Annotated in this window: 19 protein-coding genes and 1 pseudogene; 6 read left to right on the forward strand and 14 right to left on the reverse strand. The window is 68.5% G+C overall.

Annotated elements, in window-relative coordinates:
* Positions 1-2: 2 nt before the first annotated feature.
* Together ACE3OU_RS09980 and ACE3OU_RS09985 are read right to left on the reverse strand one after the other, a co-directional pair.
* On the reverse strand, positions 3-794 hold the full coding sequence (locus ACE3OU_RS09980; protein WP_374241412.1) for a BPSS1780 family membrane protein: 792 nt from the start codon (positions 792-794) through the stop codon (positions 3-5).
* An 85-nt stretch (positions 795-879) separates the two neighbouring features.
* The gene (locus ACE3OU_RS09985; protein ID WP_374241413.1) at positions 880-1,827 is read right to left on the reverse strand and encodes a homoserine kinase; all 948 of its coding nucleotides are present in this window, start codon (positions 1,825-1,827) and stop codon (positions 880-882) included.
* Positions 1,828-1,935: 108 nt separating this feature from the next.
* On the opposite strand from ACE3OU_RS09985, the gene ACE3OU_RS09990 reads away from it, so the two are divergent.
* The 4 genes and pseudogenes from ACE3OU_RS09990 (at position 1,936) to ACE3OU_RS10005 (ending at position 6,139) form a co-directional block, all read left to right on the forward strand.
* Positions 1,936-3,186: a diguanylate cyclase gene (locus ACE3OU_RS09990; protein ID WP_374241414.1), complete on the forward strand. Its 1,251-nt coding sequence runs from the start codon at positions 1,936-1,938 to the stop codon at positions 3,184-3,186.
* Positions 3,187-3,323: 137 nt separating this feature from the next.
* Positions 3,324-3,662, forward strand: a pseudogene (locus tag ACE3OU_RS09995) (acyl-CoA thioesterase); the annotation flags it as partial.
* Between the two features lie 156 nt (positions 3,663-3,818).
* Positions 3,819-4,073, forward strand: coding sequence for an acyl-CoA thioesterase (locus ACE3OU_RS10000; RefSeq protein ID WP_374241430.1), 255 nt, complete (start codon positions 3,819-3,821; stop codon positions 4,071-4,073).
* 65 nt (positions 4,074-4,138) lie between these two features.
* Positions 4,139-6,139: a UvrD-helicase domain-containing protein gene (locus ACE3OU_RS10005; protein WP_374241415.1), complete on the forward strand. Its 2,001-nt coding sequence runs from the start codon at positions 4,139-4,141 to the stop codon at positions 6,137-6,139.
* A 69-nt stretch (positions 6,140-6,208) separates the two neighbouring features.
* On the opposite strand, the gene ACE3OU_RS10010 is transcribed toward ACE3OU_RS10005, so the two are convergent.
* The 12 genes from ACE3OU_RS10010 to cutA all read right to left on the reverse strand — a co-directional run bounded on the left by ACE3OU_RS10010 (position 6,209) and on the right by cutA (position 15,682).
* Positions 6,209-6,613, reverse strand: coding sequence for a hypothetical protein (locus tag ACE3OU_RS10010; RefSeq protein ID WP_374241416.1), 405 nt, complete (start codon positions 6,611-6,613; stop codon positions 6,209-6,211).
* 25 nt (positions 6,614-6,638) lie between these two features.
* The gene (locus tag ACE3OU_RS10015; protein ID WP_374241417.1) at positions 6,639-6,998 is read right to left on the reverse strand and encodes a hypothetical protein; all 360 of its coding nucleotides are present in this window, start codon (positions 6,996-6,998) and stop codon (positions 6,639-6,641) included.
* 35 nt (positions 6,999-7,033) lie between these two features.
* A complete protein-coding gene (locus ACE3OU_RS10020) occupies positions 7,034-8,251 on the reverse strand; it encodes a hypothetical protein (protein ID WP_374241418.1) in 1,218 nt (405 codons plus the stop codon).
* Positions 8,252-8,264: 13 nt separating this feature from the next.
* Positions 8,265-9,035 carry a hypothetical protein gene (locus ACE3OU_RS10025; RefSeq protein WP_374241419.1) on the reverse strand — a complete coding sequence of 257 codons (771 nt, stop codon included), beginning with the start codon at positions 9,033-9,035 and terminating at the stop codon, positions 8,265-8,267.
* A gap of 33 nt (positions 9,036-9,068) precedes the next feature.
* The gene (locus tag ACE3OU_RS10030; RefSeq protein ID WP_374241420.1) at positions 9,069-9,575 is read right to left on the reverse strand and encodes a hypothetical protein; all 507 of its coding nucleotides are present in this window, start codon (positions 9,573-9,575) and stop codon (positions 9,069-9,071) included.
* Positions 9,572-9,850 (reverse strand): DnaJ domain-containing protein, encoded by a 279-nt coding sequence (locus ACE3OU_RS10035; RefSeq protein WP_374241421.1) that lies wholly within the window; start codon positions 9,848-9,850, stop codon positions 9,572-9,574. The genes ACE3OU_RS10030 and ACE3OU_RS10035 overlap by 4 nt, the downstream gene beginning before the upstream one ends.
* 5 nt (positions 9,851-9,855) lie before the next feature.
* The gene (gene metF, locus ACE3OU_RS10040) at positions 9,856-10,695 is read right to left on the reverse strand and encodes a methylenetetrahydrofolate reductase [NAD(P)H] (protein WP_374241422.1); all 840 of its coding nucleotides are present in this window, start codon (positions 10,693-10,695) and stop codon (positions 9,856-9,858) included.
* A 266-nt stretch (positions 10,696-10,961) separates the two neighbouring features.
* A complete protein-coding gene (locus tag ACE3OU_RS10045) occupies positions 10,962-11,378 on the reverse strand; it encodes a PIN domain-containing protein (protein WP_374241423.1) in 417 nt (138 codons plus the stop codon).
* A complete protein-coding gene (locus ACE3OU_RS10050; RefSeq protein WP_374241424.1) occupies positions 11,375-11,740 on the reverse strand; it encodes an Arc family DNA-binding protein in 366 nt (121 codons plus the stop codon). Before ACE3OU_RS10050 ends, ACE3OU_RS10045 begins: the two co-directional genes overlap by 4 nt.
* A gap of 63 nt (positions 11,741-11,803) precedes the next feature.
* Positions 11,804-13,216, reverse strand: coding sequence for an adenosylhomocysteinase (ahcY, locus tag ACE3OU_RS10055; RefSeq protein ID WP_374241425.1), 1,413 nt, complete (start codon positions 13,214-13,216; stop codon positions 11,804-11,806).
* Between the two features lie 247 nt (positions 13,217-13,463).
* Positions 13,464-15,293 carry a protein-disulfide reductase DsbD gene (gene dsbD, locus ACE3OU_RS10060; protein ID WP_374241426.1) on the reverse strand — a complete coding sequence of 610 codons (1,830 nt, stop codon included), beginning with the start codon at positions 15,291-15,293 and terminating at the stop codon, positions 13,464-13,466.
* A 59-nt stretch (positions 15,294-15,352) separates the two neighbouring features.
* Complete coding sequence (cutA, locus tag ACE3OU_RS10065; protein ID WP_374241427.1) at positions 15,353-15,682, reverse strand: divalent-cation tolerance protein CutA; 330 nt, start codon at positions 15,680-15,682, stop codon at positions 15,353-15,355.
* Positions 15,683-15,872: 190 nt separating this feature from the next.
* Between cutA and ACE3OU_RS10070 the strand changes: the two genes are divergently transcribed.
* Positions 15,873-16,349, forward strand: a complete 477-nt coding sequence (locus ACE3OU_RS10070; protein WP_374241428.1) for a hypothetical protein — start codon at positions 15,873-15,875, stop codon at positions 16,347-16,349.
* A gap of 721 nt (positions 16,350-17,070) precedes the next feature.
* Positions 17,071-17,287 (forward strand): transposase family protein (locus ACE3OU_RS10075; protein ID WP_374241429.1); only part of this gene is annotated, 217 nt, incomplete at its 3' end.

Raw genomic sequence — 17,287 nt, forward strand, 5'->3', positions numbered from 1 at the left:
GTTCAGGTCTCCGTGCCGCCGGCGGGCGCCAGGGCCGGCGGGGCGCCGAAGACGTCCAGGAAGGAGGCATGCAGGGTGCCAGCCAGCACCGGGACCAGCACCAGCATGCCGAGCCCCAGGGGCAGCAGCGCGACCCAGATCAGCACGTAGATCAGCACCCCCAGCACCACGAAGGCGCCGAGGTTGTTGAAGCAGGCGGCCAGCGACATCTTCATGGCGTCAAGGGGCGGGGTGTCCTTGAGGGCCACCAGCGGGGTGGCGAACCACAGGGCGGTGATCATGATGGTCATGATCGTGATGATGATCCCGGTGGCGAAGGCTGCGCTGCCGAGCACCACGGCGAGCCAGCTGAGGCTGTGCAGCTTGGTGTAGAACAGCCCGGTGAGCAGCAGGCCGCCCAGCAGCGCCGGCAGCACCCCGGCGACCACCGTGCCGAGCAGGTAGAAGCAGCCGACCAGGGCGAGGTGGGCGGCGTGCACGCGCAGTCCGGCGAAGAGGTGGTCCACCTTGAGCGGCTCGCCCCGCGCCTGGGCCGCGCAGCCCTGCACCATGCCGGCGGCGAGGACGGGGAAGCCGATGATCGCGACGACCATGCCGAGCACCGGGATCGCCAGCAGCGCGACGAGGATCACGAAGAACACCAGGCTGATCGCCATCCACACCCCCGGGTTGCGGGTGAAGGACGCCCACCCGCTCTTCAGCCAGGTCAGGCTGGCGGCCGGGGACACGTGGCGGGGCCGCGGGTGGCGTGCGTCTTGGTAGGGGTGGGCTGCCGGGGAGGCCGGTTCGGTCATGGCGGGAAAGTGAACGGAAAATCAGGATGTTGCGCTGCGGCAGAATGCTAGCCCAAATCGTGCCGGAAGTTCAAACCGCGCGGCGTCAGGCGGGCAGGGCCGGCAGGTTCGTGGCCTGGGCCCGGTGGCGCAGGATGCGCCGGTATTCGTCCGGGTCCTTGACCAGCACCAGCTCGCCGGCCCGCGGCCGGTGGAAGTCTTCGAGGCGCGACAGCCAGAAACGCAGCGCCGCGGCGCGCAGCATGGCCGGCCAGGCGGCCCGCTCGGTGTCGGTGAACGGGCGGGTCTCGGCGTAGGCGGCGAGCAGGGCGGCGCTGCGGGCCGGCTCGAGCCCGCCGTCGGCGCTGGCGCACCAGTCGTTGACGGTGACCGCCACGTCGAACAGCAGCGCGTCGTGGCCGGCGAAGTAGAAGTCGATGACGCCGCCGATGAAGTCGCCGTCCCACAGCACGTTGTCGCGGAACATGTCGGCGTGGATGACCCCCTGGGGCAGGGCCTTGAGGTCGAAGCCGGCCTGGTAGGCCAGCTCGGCGTCGAGCTCGGCCTGCTGGTCGGCCGGCAGGTGGCTGCGCACCCGGGCCGCGCATTCGCTGCGCCACTCGGCGCCGCGGGGGTTGGCCTGGCGCCGCCCGAAGGACATCCCGGCCAGGTGCAGGCCGGCCATCATCGCGCCGATGCGCGCGCAGTGGCCGACGCCCGGCGCCATCTCGGAGCGGCCGGCGAGCCGCGACACCAGGGTGGCCGGCTTGCCCGACAGGGTGCCCAGGTATTCGTTGTCGCGGTTGGCGATGGGGGCCGGCACCGGCAGGCCGTGGCGCGCCAGGTGGGCCATCAGGTGCAGGTAGAAGGGCAGCTCGGCGCGGGGCATCGTCTCGAACAGCGTGAGCACGTAGCGGCCCAGGCTGGTGGTGACGAAGAAGTTGCTGTTCTGCACGCCGGCGGAGATGCCCTGCAGCAGTTCGAGCCGCCCGATGGCGTAGTTGCGCAGCCAGGCGGCGAGATCGGATTCGGTGACGGAAGTGAACACGGACATGATGGCCGCAGCTTACATCATGGCGGCCGCGCCGGGGCGTGCACGGGGGGCGCCGGGACGGCCAAGTCGGTATACCATTTGGGCTTTCCAAGCGACCGTACACGATTCGTGACGCACCGCAGCGCCCTGCCCGAAGCCGCCGCCCTGTTCGACCACATGGCCGACGCGGTCTATCTCATCGACCCCGCCACCTCCGCCATCGTGTGGGGCAACCGGGCCGCCTGGGCGATGCTGGGCCTCAGCCGCGAGGACGTGCTCGACCATAGCGTGCTCAGCCTGCAGATGGATGTCACGGGCATGCCCCAGTGGTCGGAGATCGCCGGGGTGATCCGCGCCCAGCCGTGCTTCACCTTCGTCGGCCGCCACCGCCACGCCGATGGGCACGAGATCCACGTGGAGGTGAACACCACCCATTTCAGCCTCGGCGGGCGCGAGTATTTCCTGTCGGTGGCCCGCGACGTGCGGCGGCGGCTGGCCCTCGAGAAGGACATGCAGAGCCGCGAGAGCCAGCTGTGGTTCGCCCTCAACGAGGCCGCCGACGGCCTGTGGGACTGGGAGATCGCCACCGGCCAGCTGTTCTTCAGCCCCCAGATGAAGCGCATGCTCGGCTACAGCCCCGACGAGATGGCCGGGGTGCTGGCCACCTGGAGCGACGCGCTCCACCCCGACGACCGCGACCGGGTGATGGGCATCCTGCAGGAGCACCTGGACGGCAAGCGCGGGCGCTACGAGGCGGAGTACCGCCTTCGCAACCGCAACGGCCGCTACCTGTGGGTGCACGACCGCGGCCGGGTCTGCGAGCGCGATGGCCGGGGCGCGCCGACCCGCGCGGTCGGCATGCTGCAGGACATCACCGAGCGCAAGGAGCTCCAGCTCCGCCTCGAGCGCCTCGCCTCCAGCGACGCCCTCACCGGCCTGCCCAACCGGCGCCAGGGCGAGCGCTTCCTCGAGGCCGAGCTCGAGCTGTGCCGTCGCCTGGGGCTGCCGCTGGGGGTGTGCTTCTTCGACGTGGATCACTTCAAGCGCGTCAACGACGACTTCGGCCACCTGGTCGGCGACGCCGTCCTCAAGCAGGTGGCCGAGCAGGCCCAGGTCAGCATCCGCCGCTCCGACCTGGTGTGCCGCTGGGGCGGCGAGGAGTTCGTCATCATCTCGCCCAACTCCAACCGGGCCCAGCTGCTGCAGGTGGCCGACAAGGTCCGCCGCGCGGTGATGGCCCTGCCCGACGAGCCGCGGGTGACGGTCAGCCTGGGGGTGTCGGCCTTCCCCGAGGACGGCGACGACATCGCGGCCCTGCTCCGGGTGGCCGACGACGCCCTCTACCGGGCCAAGGCCGAGGGCCGCAACCGGGTCGCCTAGGCATAGGTAGCTCCCCCCATTGCCTGCCGGGCCAGGCTGGGTATCCTTGATGTCCTCTTCAACAGGAGCCAGCCATGCCCTCTGCCCACCATCCTTCCAGCGACGCCCTGACGAGCAAGCCCCTTGCCCTGCGCGTGATGCCGATGCCGGCCGACCTCAACCCGTCCGGCGATGTGTTCGGCGGCTGGATCATGGCGATGGTCGACGTGGCCGGCGCGCTGCCGGCGATCCGCCGGGCCGGCTCCCGGGTGGTGACGGTGGCGGTGAATTCCTTCGTCTTCAAGCACCCGGTCGGGGTGGGCGACATCGTCAGCTTCCACGCCGAGGTGGTCTCGGTGGGCCGGAGCTCGATCACGGTGGACGTGGAGGTCTTCGCCGAGCGCAACCCCAACGAGCCGGAGGTGGTCAAGGTCACCGAGGCGCGCCTCACCTACGTGGCGGTGGACGAGGCCGGCACCAAGCGCCTGATCCCCGCCGAGGCGCCGGCCGCCGAGGCGCCCGCCTGCGCGCTGCCCACCGACAAGGACATCGTGCTGCAGGTGATGCCGATGCCGCCGGCCCTCAACCCGTCGGGCGACGTGTTCGGCGGCTGGATCATGTCGATGGTCGACGTCGCCGGGGCGATCCCGGCGATGCGCCACGCCAAGTCGCGGGTGGCCACCGTGTCGGTGGATTCCTTCGATTTCAAGCAGCCCATCGCGGTGGGCGACATCGTCAGCTTCTACGCGGGCATCGTCTCGGTGGGCCACACCTGCGTCACCGTCGACGTCGAGGTGTTCACCCGGCGCAACCCGGTCAGCCCCGAGACCGTCAAGGTCACCGAGGCGCGGCTCAAGTTCGTCGCCCTCGACGAGTTCCACGCCCGCCAGCACCACCACCTGGGCTGAGGCGGGTCGAAGCGGCGGGCGGCTTGGAGTAGACTCGGCGGCCCGCTCCACCCGAAGTCCCCGCCATGTCGCTGCTCCTCAACGCCCCCCAACGCGAAGCCATCCACTACCTGGACGGCCCCTGCCTGGTGCTGGCCGGGGCCGGCTCGGGCAAGACCCGGGTGATCACCCAGAAGATCGCCTACCTGATCACCGAGTGCGGGATGAGCCCCCACAACATCGCGGCGATCACCTTCACCAACAAGGCCGCCAAGGAGATGCTCGAGCGCATCACCAAGCTGATGGGGGGCCGTGGTGCCAACGGGCTGACGGTGTGCACCTTCCACGCGATGGGCGTGCGCATCGTGCGCCAGGAGGCCAAGCTGCTCGGCCTCAAGCCGCAGTTCTCTATCCTCGACGCCAGCGACACCACGCAGATCATCGCCGAGCTCACCGGCAACACCGACAAGAACCGCGCCAAGGCGCTGCAGTGGCAGATCTCCAGCTGGAAGAACGCCCTCATCGAGCCCGAGGAGGCCGCCCACCGGGCCAACGACGAGATCTCCTCGGCCGCCGCGCTGCTCTACCGCGACTACGACAAGACCCTGCGGGCCTACCAGGGCGTCGACTTCGACGACCTGATCCGCCTGCCGGTGAAGCTTTTCGACGAGCACCCCGAGGTGCGCGAGCGCTGGCAGAACAAGCTGCGCTACCTCTTGGTGGACGAATACCAGGACACCAACCGCGCCCAGTACCGCCTGCTCAAGCTGCTCGCCGGGGTGCGCGCCGCCTTCACCGCGGTGGGCGACGACGACCAGGCCATCTACGCCTGGCGCGGCGCCGACATCGAGAACCTGCGCCAGCTGCCCGTCGACTTCCCCAACCTGCGGGTCATCAAGCTGGAGCAGAACTACCGCTCCACCACGCGCATCCTCAACGCCGCCAACACGGTGATCGCCAACAACGAGAAGCTCTTCGAGAAGAAGCTGTGGTCCGAGCACGGCGCCGGCGAGCCGGTCACGGTGGTGGCCTGCCAGACCCCCGAGCACGAGGCCGAGTCGGTGGTGATGAAGCTGTCGGCCCACAAGTTCGAGCACCGCACCCACTTCAAGGACTACGCGATCCTCTACCGGGGCAACCACCAGGCGCGGCTGTTCGAGCAGCAGCTGCGCAACCACAAGATCCCCTACGCGATCTCCGGCGGGCGCAGCTTCTTCGAGAACGCCGAGATCAAGGACCTGTGCTCCTACCTGCGCCTGATCGCCAACGAGGACGATGATCTGGCCTTCATCCGCGCCATCACCGTGCCCCGCCGCGGCATCGGCGCCGCCACCATCGAGTCCCTCGGCCACTACGCGGCCCAGCGCCACATCAGCCTGTTCACCGCGGTCTTCGAGGAGGGCGTCACCGAGCACGTGGGCGCGCGGCAGCTCGAGTCCCTGCGCGAGTTCTGCCACTTCATGAACCGCATCGCCCACCGCGCCCCGCGGGAGCCCGCCGGCCAGGTGATCAACGACCTGCTCAAGGCGATCAACTACGAGGCCTGGCTGTACGAGAGCTGCGAGCCCCGCGAGGCCGAGACCAAGTGGGCCAACGTGGGTGACTTCACCGGCTGGCTCGGCCGCAAGGGCGAGGAGGACGGCAAGACGCTCTCCGACATGATCCAGACCATCAGCCTGATCACCATGCTCGACAAGGACGACGCCGAGCTCGACCAGGTCCAGCTCGCCACCCTGCACGCCTCCAAGGGCCTGGAGTTCAAGCACGTCTTTCTGGTGGGGGTCGAGGAGGGCCTGCTGCCCCACCAGAGTTCCATCGACGAGGACAAGATCGAGGAGGAGCGCCGCCTGATGTACGTGGGCATCACCCGCGCCCAGCGCAGCCTTACCATCAGCTACTGCGAGCGCCGCAAGGCCGGCCGCGAGGTGCGCACCTGCGACCCGTCGCGCTTCATCGACGAGATGGGCATGGAGGGCATCCGCCGCGCCGATAAAAAATCCCAGGAGCCGGTGAGCAAGGAAGACGCCAAGGCCCGCATCGCCAACCTGCGGGCGATGCTCGGCAACAAGCCGGGGACGATAGGGTAGGGGGCGGGGCGGCCGACCGCTCGCGGATCGCGCCTGGCCCGCGGGCAGGCCCCCGGCGCAGCGCGCCGGTCAGGGCCGCCGCGCTGCGAGGTCTTGCTCGAAGGCGGCGATCACCGCGTCCTCCTTGCGCTTGTAGACCTCGCCCGGGTACGCCTGAACGCTCTGGTCGGTGGGCGTCCCGGCGGCGTCGTCGCAGGCGACGTGGATGTATTCGCCGGCCGGTGTCTGATACACCTTGAAGAGCGCGTTTGAATACACCACCGGCAAGGGCGTGCTCAGCGAGCCGACCTCGACGTCGTAGAGTTCGCAGGCCGCGTTGAGCGCATCGTCGTAGGTGCTCTCGAACGGGCAGTCCGCGTAGCTGTCGTTGTCGACGGCGATGCCGGCGGCTTCATAGACGTAGCCGTTGGCCTGGGGCACGTGCCAGATGGCAAAGTCCTCGTGCTCGAATACCTTGGTGATCCGGTCGCTCAAGTCTGCTCTCCTCTTTGTGGGTGGATTACGACACCGAGAACGTCAGCCTGTTGCCGTCGAGCTGCATGCTGCGCACCTTGATCAGCTTGCCGGGCTGCTTCTGCCGGATCACCGCCAGGCTTTCGCTGATGCCCGACCACAGGTTGGAGATCACCGCCCGTTCGGTGGCTTCTGCCCCTGTCTGGCCCTGCCCGACGGCGGGAAGCTGGAAGAACAGCAGGGCGTTGCCGCCGTGAGCCTGGCAGAAACCCTTGAGCTCTTCCGCGCGCGCGATCTGCCAATCGAACCCGAGCGAGCGCAAGGCCTCCGCGAAGGGCTCGTAACCCTTGTCGATGTCCTTGAAGTTGATGTGGTCGGTCTGAACTGTCTGCATCTCGGTGCTCATGGGTGTGTCTCCTGTGCGAGGGGGCGGTCGGCGTCTCAGCCGCGCTTCTTCCAGCCCGCCCGGCAGGTTTCCTGCAGGTAATCCAGCACCCGCGTCTCGTCGTCGCTGTCGAGGTGCACGCGGGCCTCGGGGCCGAGGTCGTCGTCCCACATGCGGCGCACGTCGGCCTGGTACTCGAAGGGCACCACCTCGTCGATGAAGCGGGCCACGGCGGCCTCGTCGAAGCCCCCGGCGCCGAAGGCGTCCCGGATCGCCAGCGCGTCCTTCTTGCGCAGGCTGCGCGCCGGTTCGAGGCCGCAGGCGACCATCAAGAGCACGCCGCACTGCACATCCACGTGCTCGCCCTGGGTGCCGGTGATGCGCCGCCACTCCTCGGCGCGGGCCTTGTCGTGGTGGGTGATCTCGCTGACCGAGTGGCTGTCGAAGAAGAACAGGCCCGAGAAGCGGTCCTGGTTGCGGTAGATCTCGGTGGCCGGAACCTCGCGCAGGATGGGCAGCACTTCGGCGGCGAAGCGCGCGCATTCCCGCTCGATGACCCGGCGCACCGCCGGCGTGGCGTCGCCCAGCCAGGCTTCGAGGGCGCCGAAGTCGCTGCCGCGCTTCTTGCGGGCGGCCTCGGCCAGCTTGACGAAGCGGTCGACGCTGAAGAAGCCGCCGGGCTTCTTCTCGGTGAACAGCACCAGCAGCGCGCTGTTGATGACCGATTCACAGAACACGTGCCACGCCTGGGCGTCGCCGCGGGCCACGCCGAAGCGCTCGGCGAGCCAGTAGGCGGCGTCGATGTAGTGCTGGTTGCGTTCGCGGGCGGCGTGCTCGGCCAGGTAGCGGGCGTAGGTGATCACCGGCTCGCGGGTGGATTGGTCGAGATACTCCTTCTCGCTCTCGCGGAAGATCTCGGGCGAGCCGAGCAGGCGCTCGGTGGGCAGCGCGTGGAGCCGCCGCAGGCGGTCGGCGCCGGCCTTGGAGAGGGCCAGCAGGGTCTTGTCGCGCAGGAGCCGCGCCGCCACGTCGAGCTTGCCGCCGGACTCGGCCTCGAGGGCCAGGCCGACCAGGGTGACGAGGCGGGTGCGGGCGGCTTCGAGCTCGGGGCGCAGGTTGGCGGTGCTGAAGTAGGCTGCCAGCTGCACGATGCCCTTGGCCCCTTCGCGCTGGATCGCCTCGAGGCGGGCGGCATCCACGAGGCCCTCGGTGCGGGCGTGGCACAGCGCCCGCTCGAAGTAGGGGCGGCTGTCGACGGTGGCGATGGAAGTCATGGCGCGGCGGGGCTCAGATCGCGGATTCCTCGTCGTCCTCGTCGAGGCGCGGCACGCCCGGCTCGGCGGCTTCGACGACGGGGGCGGCGGCGGCCTCGGCGGCACGGCGCAGGCGGTCCTGGATCTCGATGATCATCAGCTCGAAGGTGTCGGGGAGCTCGTGGCGCAGCACCCAGGCGGTCTCCATCCAGTCGCCGTCGGCCACCTCGGAGCGGGGGATGCGCACCCGCACCATCTCGATGGCGTCACCGATCTCGAGGCCCTGGTCGAGCTCGTCGACCCGCTCGGCGTCCCAGGTGGCGGCCGACTTGGGGGCGAGGGCCTTCTCGAGGTCGATCTCGGCCTCGAAGACGCCGTGGTAGGCCAGGGCCTGCAGGGAGTCGTAGTGGTCGGTGAAGTAGTCGGCCAGCACACGCACGCCCTCGTCGTGCTCGGCGAGGCATTCGAGCACCTCGGCGCAGGCGCCGGCCGTGCGGTGCATCACCGCGTTCATGGTGTTGCGCAGGCGCGGCACGTAGCGCTCGATGGGCTCGCCGTACTGGCGTTCGAGCACGATGGCCTGCACGAACTGCTCGGGGCTCACCACCAGGTTGATGATGGATTCCTTGCTGGTGTCGAACTCGCGCATCACCGCGAGCACGTCCTTCGGGGCCATCTCGTCGAGGACTTCGACGAGGGCGTGGTCGCCCTCCTGCTCGGCGATGACGGCCAGGTTGGCTTCGGCCTCGGCGATCTCGCCGGCCTGGATCAGGGCGTGGGTCTGTTTGATGATCAGGTCGTTCATGGAAGATCTCGTCGGAAGTGGGGTGGGCGCGGCTCAGCGGTCGACGGAATCGAAGCCCTGTTCGGCCATCCATTCGTCGCCGGCTTCGCCCAGGTCTTCGTCCTGCTCCTCGTCGTCGCGGGCGGTCTCGGGGGCGGCGCGCACTTTGATGCCGCTGCCGAGCATGTGCTCGAGCACCGCGGCGGTGACCAGGAAGCTGTCGCCGCCGTCCCGGGCCAGGCATTGGGCGACCAGCGGCTCGGCCCAGGGGGCGATGTCGAGGGTGCGGGCGAGCTCGCTCCACGCCGGGAAGTCGTCTTCGCCGGGCTCGCTGTGGGCGGCGCCGTACACGAGGGGCTGGCTGCGGAAGGTGAAGGCGCCGTGGAAGGCCGGGGCGACCATCTCGGGGGCGGTGTCCATCATCGACAGCAGGAAGCCGAATTCCTTGTGCTTCTCGCGGACGCGCTTCTTCAGCACGTCGCGGCCTTCGGAGTCGGAGCTGAGGTCGTCGATTTCGGCGGCGTAGCGCTCGAAGAGGTCTTCAAAGTAGAACGAGGTCAAGCAAGCACCTTTTCAAGGTAGGAGGCCCACAGGGAGCTGGCCTCTTTGAGGGGGTCGTCGATCAGGTTGCGCTGGCGCAGCAGGTCGTAGTCGCGCCGGCGGGCCGGGTCGGCCAGCAGCTCGTAGGCGGCCTGGATGTCGCGGAAGCGCGCGGCGGCCGACGGGTCGGGGTTCTTGTCCGGGTGGTAGAGGCGGGCGGCCTTGCGGTAGGCCGTCTTGACCGCCTCGTCGGTGGCGGTCGGGGCGACGCCGAGGACTTCATAGGGATCGCGCATGGCGGTCAGCCGGCGAGCCCCAGGCGTTCGCACAGGGCGATGGTGGGGGCCGCCTGGTTCATGCTGTAGAAGTGCAGCCCCGGCGCGCCGGCGGCCAGCAGCTTGGCGCACAGCTCGCTCACCACGTCGAGGCCGAAGGCCTTGATGGAGTCGGTGTCGTCACCGTAGGCCTCGAACTTGCGGCGCATCCAGCGCGGGATCTCGGCGCCGCAGGCGTCCGAGAAGCGCGCCAGCTTGGAGAAGGACACGATGGGCATGATGCCCGGCACGATGGGGATGGTGATGCCCAGTGCCTCGCATTCGTCGCGGAAGTGCAGGTAGGCGTCGAGGTTGTAGAAATACTGGGTGATCGCCGAGTCGGCGCCGGCATCCACCTTGCGCTTGAAGGCGAGCAGGTCGTCCCGCGGGGTCTTGGCCTGGGGGTGGTATTCGGGGTAGGCGGCGACTTCGATGTGGAAGTGGCTGCCGGTCTCGGCGCGGATGAACTCGACCAGGTCGTTGGCGTAGCGCAGCTCGCCGGCGAAGCCGACGCCGGAGGGCAGGTCGCCGCGCAGGGCGACGATGCGGCGGATGCCGGCGGCCTGGTAGCGCTGCAGGATCTCGCGGATCTGCTCGCGGGTCGAGCCGATGCACGACAGGTGCGGCGCGGCCTGGTGGCCTTCGCGCTGGATCTCGAAAACCGTCTCGAAGGTGCGTTCCTGGGTGGTGCCGCCGGCGCCGTAGGTCACCGAGAAGAACTCGGGCTCGAGGGCGGCCAGCTTCTGGCGCACCGCACGCAGCTTCTCGGCGCCTTCGGCGGTCTGCGGCGGGAAGAATTCGATGGAGATGGGGCTTGGCTGAGTCATTGATTGCAGATCCTGAGCAAATAGTCTCGATATGGGCTGCGCGTTCTCCTGAAGGCGCGGGTTCAGCTCTACGGCGTGTTAAGCGGTCGAAGTCGCAATGGTTACGCTGCCGCGGGTGCCCGGCAACAGGTCTCGACAAAGTCGCGCAGCTCAAGGGGAACCGCGTCACTCCGATAAATAATGTCTGCGAGGAAAAAGCTTGGGTTATTCCAGCTTGCTCATTGGGATGGCGACAAGAGTTGTTATAGGAGGCAGGTCAGTTGGGCCTAAACCACAAACGGGTTGAGAACGGTGACGCCATCGTACTGCTGCCCGTGGGAGAGGTCTTCGCTGATGACCGTGTGGGCGCCGAGGCGTGCCGCGGCGCACAGGATGGCTGCGTCCCAGTGGCTGAGGTTGTAGCGGTTGCGCAGGCTTAGTGCGGCGAGCACCAGTTCGCGGTCGACCGCCTGCACGGGCCGGCAGGCAGCGAGGCGTTCGACGAAAGCCTGTGCTGCCGTGGGTAGCAGGCCGTGTCGGGCCTGGCGGGCGTTGGCGTAGAACTCCATCAACACCTGGGTGGACAGACCCCAATCGGCGCGGGCCACCCAGCTTCGTGCGAGTGGCCGCTTGGCGGCGTGATCGTCGGCCAGCGACGTTGCATAAATCAGGATGTTGGTGTCGAGGAAGTAGGGGGAACTCATGGCTTGTAGCGCACTTCTGCTTCCTGCACCTGATAGTCGAACTCTCGTGCCAGTGCCCGGTCGTGGGCCTGGCTGCGGGTCAGGATGGGGGCCTGCCCCCACTGGCTGCCGACTACGATGGCATCAAGCTGATCGAGGAGGTCGTCGGACGGCCCCTCGTCGAGTTTCGCGTGGTCTCGGCTGGCGGGTCTCGTGGGCTGAAAGACCGCCGGATGTGCCTTGCCGGCGTTATGGTTGCGCGCGACGGCTTCGACGATGGCCATCAGCTCTCCCTGAAGCGAACGGTGGTGGGCAGCGGCGAGAAGCCGGAGCTGTTCGGCCAGTTCGTCCGGGACGTTCTTGATGGTGAGGGTGACGGGCACGGCGCAGTCCACAATGGAATCGTTATGGTTCCATTGTGGATGTTGGTTAAGTTTGGATCAAGCTTAGTAGCGGTAGTGCTCCGACTTGTACGGGCCTTCCTTGGACACGCCGATGTAGGCGGCCTGGGCGTCGGTCAGCTCGGTGAGCTGGGCGTTGAGCTTCTTGAGCTGCAGGCGCGCGACCTTCTCGTCGAGGTGCTTGGGCAGGGTGTACACGCCCACCGGGTAGTCGGCGGTGCGGGTGAACAGCTCGATCTGCGCGATGGTCTGGTTGGCGAAGGAGCTGGACATCACGTAGCTCGGGTGGCCGGTGGCGCAGCCGAGGTTAACCAGGCGGCCCTTGGCGAGCAGGATGATGCGCTTGCCGTCGGGGAAGATCACGTGGTCGACCTGCGGCTTGATCTCTTCCCACTGGTACTGCTCGATGGAGGCGACGTCGATCTCGTTGTCGAAGTGGCCGATGTTGCAGACGATGGCCTGGTCCTTCATCTTGGCCATGTGGTCGTGGGTGATCACGTGGTAGTTGCCGGTGGCGGTCACGAAGATGTCGGCGTGCTCGGCGGCGTAGTCCATGGTCACGACGCGGTAGCCTTCCATCGCGGCCTGCAGCGCGCAGATCGGGTCGATCTCGGTGACCCACACCTGGGCCGACAGCGCGCGCAGGGCCTGGGCCGAGCCCTTGCCCACGTCGCCGTAGCCGGCCACCACGGCGATCTTGCCGGCGATCATCACGTCGGTGGCGCGCTTGATGCCGTCCACCAGCGACTCGCGGCAGCCGTAGAGGTTGTCGAACTTGGACTTGGTGACCGAGTCGTTGACGTTGATCGCCGGGAACTTGAGCTCGCCGCGCTCGTGCATCTGGTACAGGCGATGCACGCCGGTGGTGGTCTCCTCGGTGACGCCCTTGATGGCGGCGAGGCGCACCGAGTACCAGCTCGGGTCGGTGGCCAGCTTGGCCTTGATCGCGGCGAACAGCACGGTCTCTTCTTCGGAGCCCGGGTTGGCCAGCACGGCGAGGTCCTGCTCGGCGCGGGCGCCCAGGTGCAGCAGCAGGGTCGCGTCGCCGCCGTCGTCGAGGATCATGTTGCTGTAGCCGCCGTCGGCCCACTCGAAGATGCGGTGGGTGTAGTCCCAGTAGTCGGCCAGGGACTCGCCCTTCACGGCGAACACCGGGATGCCGTCGGCGGCGATGGCGGCGGCGGCGTGGTCCTGGGTGCTGAAGATGTTGCACGAGGCCCAGCGCACTTCGGCGCCGAGGGCGGTGAGGGTCTCGATCAGCACCGCGGTCTGGATGGTCATGTGCAGCGAGCCGGTGATGCGGGCGCCCTTCAGGGGCTGGCTGGCGGCGAACTCCTCGCGGATCGCCATCAGGCCCGGCATTTCGGTTTCGGCGATGCGGATCTCCTTGCGGCCCCAGTCGGCCAGGGAGAGATCGGCGATGACGTAATCGGTGAACTTTTCAGCCACAGTGTTCATGGGTTTTCCTCGAACGTGTGGCCGGGAGGGGACTGCGCGTGGCTTTGCGGGGGCTCACCGCGTCTCCCCGTGCCCGGCACGGGTTTGCAAACTAAGCATGGACGGGTGAGCGCGGTTGGCGGCGCCGGGAGGCCGGCGCTGACATCGAGCCTGGGGCGGCGGGCCTTGCACCCGTGCCTTGCAGCGCTCCTCGAAGACGTCGGCGATTATATCGGTTTTTGCGACGCTTTCCTGAACCCCGTGCCCATCACTGGGCCAGGGCCGCGTCGAGCACCCTGCCGAAGGCTTCGGCCGGCTGGAAGCCGACCACCCGCAGCCCCTGGCGTTCCTGGCCGGCGGAATCGAAGAAGATGATCCCCGGCGGGCCGAAGAGCCCGAAGCGCTTGAGCAGCGCCTTGTCGGCGTCGCTGTTGGCGGTCACGTCGGCCTGCAGCAGCTGGAAGCCCGCCAGTCGCCGCGCCACTGCCGGATCGGCGAAGGTGAAGCGTTCCATCTCCTTGCACGAGATGCACCAGTCGGCATAAAAATCGAGCATCACCGGGCGGGTGGCGGTTTTCAGGGCTTGGTCGAGCGCCTCCACCGAGCCGACGCGCTGGAATTTTGTGCCGGCCTCCGGTGCCTGGGCGGCCTGGGCGCGCAGGATCGCCAGCGGCTGCAGCGGGTCGCGGGAGCCCGCCAGCGCGCCCACGAACAGCGCCGCGCCGGCCAGCAGCGCCAGCACCCCGACGCCCTTCCAGAAGCGCTGCCAGCCCGCCGCGTGGCTGGGCAGCGGGTCGAGGGCGTGGAGGTAGATCGCCGAGAAGATCAGCAGCCCGGCCCAGGCCAGCATCGGCACGATGCTCGGCAGCACCGGCGACACCAGCCATACCGCCACGGCCAGCAGCATCACCCCGAAGGCCCGGCGCACGCCCTCCATCCACGGGCCGGGCTTGGGCAGCGCGCTGCGCGCCAGCACGCCGACGATCACCAGCGGCGCGCCCATCCCGAGGGCCATCGCAAACAGCGCCGCGCCGCCCAGCACCGCGTCGCCGCTCCTGGCGATGTAGAGCAGCGCGCCGGCCAGCGGTGCCGCCACGCAGGGCCCGACGATCAGCGCCGACAGGGCGCCCATCGCCACCACCCCGGCCGGCGAGCCGCCCTGCTGGTGGTTGGCGCTGTCGGACAGGCGGCTCTGCAGCGCGGTGGGCAGCTGCAGCTCGTAGAAGCCGAACATCGACAGGGCCAGCGCCACGAACACCAGCGCGAAGCCGCCGAGCACCCACGGGTTCTGCAGCGCGGCGGCCAGCAGGGTGCCCGACAGCCCGGCCGCCACGCCGGCGGCGGCGTAGGTGACGGCCATCCCCAGCACGTAAAGCAGCGATAGCCCCAGCGCGCGGCCCTTCGAGATCGCGTGGCCGTGGCCGACGATGATGCCCGACAGGATCGGGATCATCGGGAACACGCAGGGGGTGAAGGCCAGCAGCAGACCGAAGCCGAAGAAGCTCGCCAGGGTGGCCAGCGTCGAGCCGCCCGCCAGCAGCCGCGCGATGCGGCCCGATTCGTCATGCTCGTCGCCGGACGGGGCGGCCGCGGCCGCGGCCGGGGCCGTGGATTGGGCCGCCGGCGCCGCGCTGCGGCCGAGGGCCCGGTCGAGCAGCCCGCCACCGCCGGCCGACACCTGCAGCGCGTGCTGCTGGGGCGGGTAGCAGATGCCGATGTCGGCGCAGCCCTGGCTGGTCAGCTGCAGCGTGAAGGGCGGCTGGCCGGTGGTGATCGGCAGCGTGAACACCAGCTCGCCCCGGTAGATCTCGACCTCGCCGAAGGCGTCGTCCTTCTTGGGCTTGCCCGGCGGCAGCGCGGGCTCGCCGAAGCTGATGCCGTCGGCGGCAAACTTGAAGCGGTGGCGGTAGAGGTAATAGCCGTCGGCCACCTGGAAGCGGATCTCGATCTGCTGGTTGTCGATCAGCCGCGCGCTGGCACGGAAGGCCTCCTCGGCCGGCAGCGGCTCGTCGGCGGCGTGGGCGCCCAGGGCCAGCAGGCCGAGCAGCGTGGCAAACAGGAAGGCAATAAAGCGGGGGAGGCGGGCGGTATGCGTCATGGCCGGCAGTGTAGGGGCAAGGGCGCCGGGCGGCGCCCGCTTGGATCAAGAAACGGCGATCAGGCTTGCGGCGGCGTGGTCTCGGCTGCCACCCAGGCCAGGTAGCCCGGCAGCCCAGCCTCCAGAGGGACCGCGACGATCTCGGGAAGTTCGTAGGGATGGGCCTCGGCGAGGGTGGCCTGCAACTCGGCGTAGCGCGCCCGGGTGGTCTTGATCAGCAGCGGCACCTCGGTGGCCGTCTCGACGGCGCCGTGCCAGCGATACACCGAGGTGCACGGGGCGAGGAGGTTCACGCAGGCGGCCAGGCGCTGCTCCACCAGCAGGCGCGCGATGCGCTCCGCGCTGGCCGCGTCGGGCAGGTTGGTGAGGACGAGGAGGGTGTCGGACATGGCGAGGGGGCGGAAACGGCTGACAGGGCTCGGGAGCGCGAGGGTACACCGGAGCTGCTGCCGCTGACGAGCCGCAGACGGGGTCCGTCTTAAATACATTTGTATATTTTTAGCCTGTTTGGCTAGACTTGGCCCCGGCCGTGCGACTGCCGGCCTAGCTCATGTCATGTCCCCCAGGAGATCCGCCGCCATGCCCCAGAACATCGTCTCCCTCACCGTCTCGCCCGAACGGCTCGCCGCCGTGCAGCAGGCCCTCGCCAGCCTGGAGGCCAGCCTCGCCGACCTGGTCGAGCTCTCCGTCGACCAGCGTATCGAACTCGTCAAGATGGGGCCCCGCTCCGAAGCCTTCGTGCGCGAGGGGCTGACCGTGCTCGAAGCCAACCCCGAGTTGCTCCCGCGCAGCTTCGACCTCGAGGAGATGCGCCGCGACCTCACCGCCCTCGACACCCTGCGCCCGCTCTTCCACCGCCTGCGCCGGCTCACCGCGCGCGCCGACGACACCGAGATGGCCCTCGGCAGCGACCTCAGCGAGGCCGTGTTGGACGGCTACCGCTTTGCCAAGGCCGGCGGCAAGGGCGTGGCCCTCGACGCCCTGCGTGCCGCCGCCGCCAGCCGTTTCGGTGGCGGCGGCACCAAGTCCGGCGACACCCCCGCGCCCGACGCCTGAGTTTCTCCCCCGCGGGGCCCGGCGCCGGATGCCCGAAGCCCCCATCTCGCCCGTCCAGGCTGCGGTGGCGCAGCGCTGAGCCCTGACTTCGCGGCCCGGACGGGCAATTCCGAAGCCCGAAGGCTCCGGGCACGCACCAGAAAGGTGCAAGCTCGGCCGTCAAAGCGCCAGGCTTGCTGCTTTTTGCATCGACACCCGACCCCGAGGGCTACTCCGGTGCTGCTTTTTGCATCAACGGCATAGCCCTCGGGCTGCCGTCGCGCTGCAAAAAGCAGCAAGCTGCCAGCCTGAGGGCTACGGGGTCGGAGCTCAAAGCCGCGAAGGGGCCGGTAAAAGCATCGCGCTTGCGGGTCGCGTCTCGGGTGAGTCGAGCTATTAACAAGGCCCTTGAATTTACTGGTGGCTGAGAGTCTGAAATACGCATGTATTCAAAGCAGTACATGGGTAGCCGACGGTGCCGCGGAGTCTTTATTCAAGAGCCGGGTTAATAGCGCACCGTAGGTAGGCATTTCCATGCAATATCGACGCTCAACGTCCTCTTCATCCCCAGTGACGAATCGTCGCCGACCCGTTTCGGCTGCAGTCCACGATCCCTTGGGGACAGGGCAATCGTACCGACCCGACATACCCCACCGCAAAACATCGTTCACCTTCATAGCCTTACACACCCCCTGTTCACAGCCGCAGAAAGTGTGTAGTTTCCTGGCTTTTTGGGCTTCCCATGAAGACAGGAGTGATGCCGCTGATGCAGGTGTTTGTTTCGATCTCCGATCCGCGCAGCCCTCGGCACACACAGCACGATCTGGCCGAACTTCTGACGGTCGTGGTGTGCGGGGTGCTCAGTGGCGCGGACGACTTTGTCGGCATCGAGGAGTGGGCCAAGTTGAAACTCGACTGGCTGCGGGGCTTCATGAAGCTTGAGCAGGGCATCCCGTCCC

It is taken from the genome of Zoogloea sp., from assembly GCF_041908905.1.
Lineage (GTDB): Bacteria > Pseudomonadota > Gammaproteobacteria > Burkholderiales > Rhodocyclaceae > Zoogloea.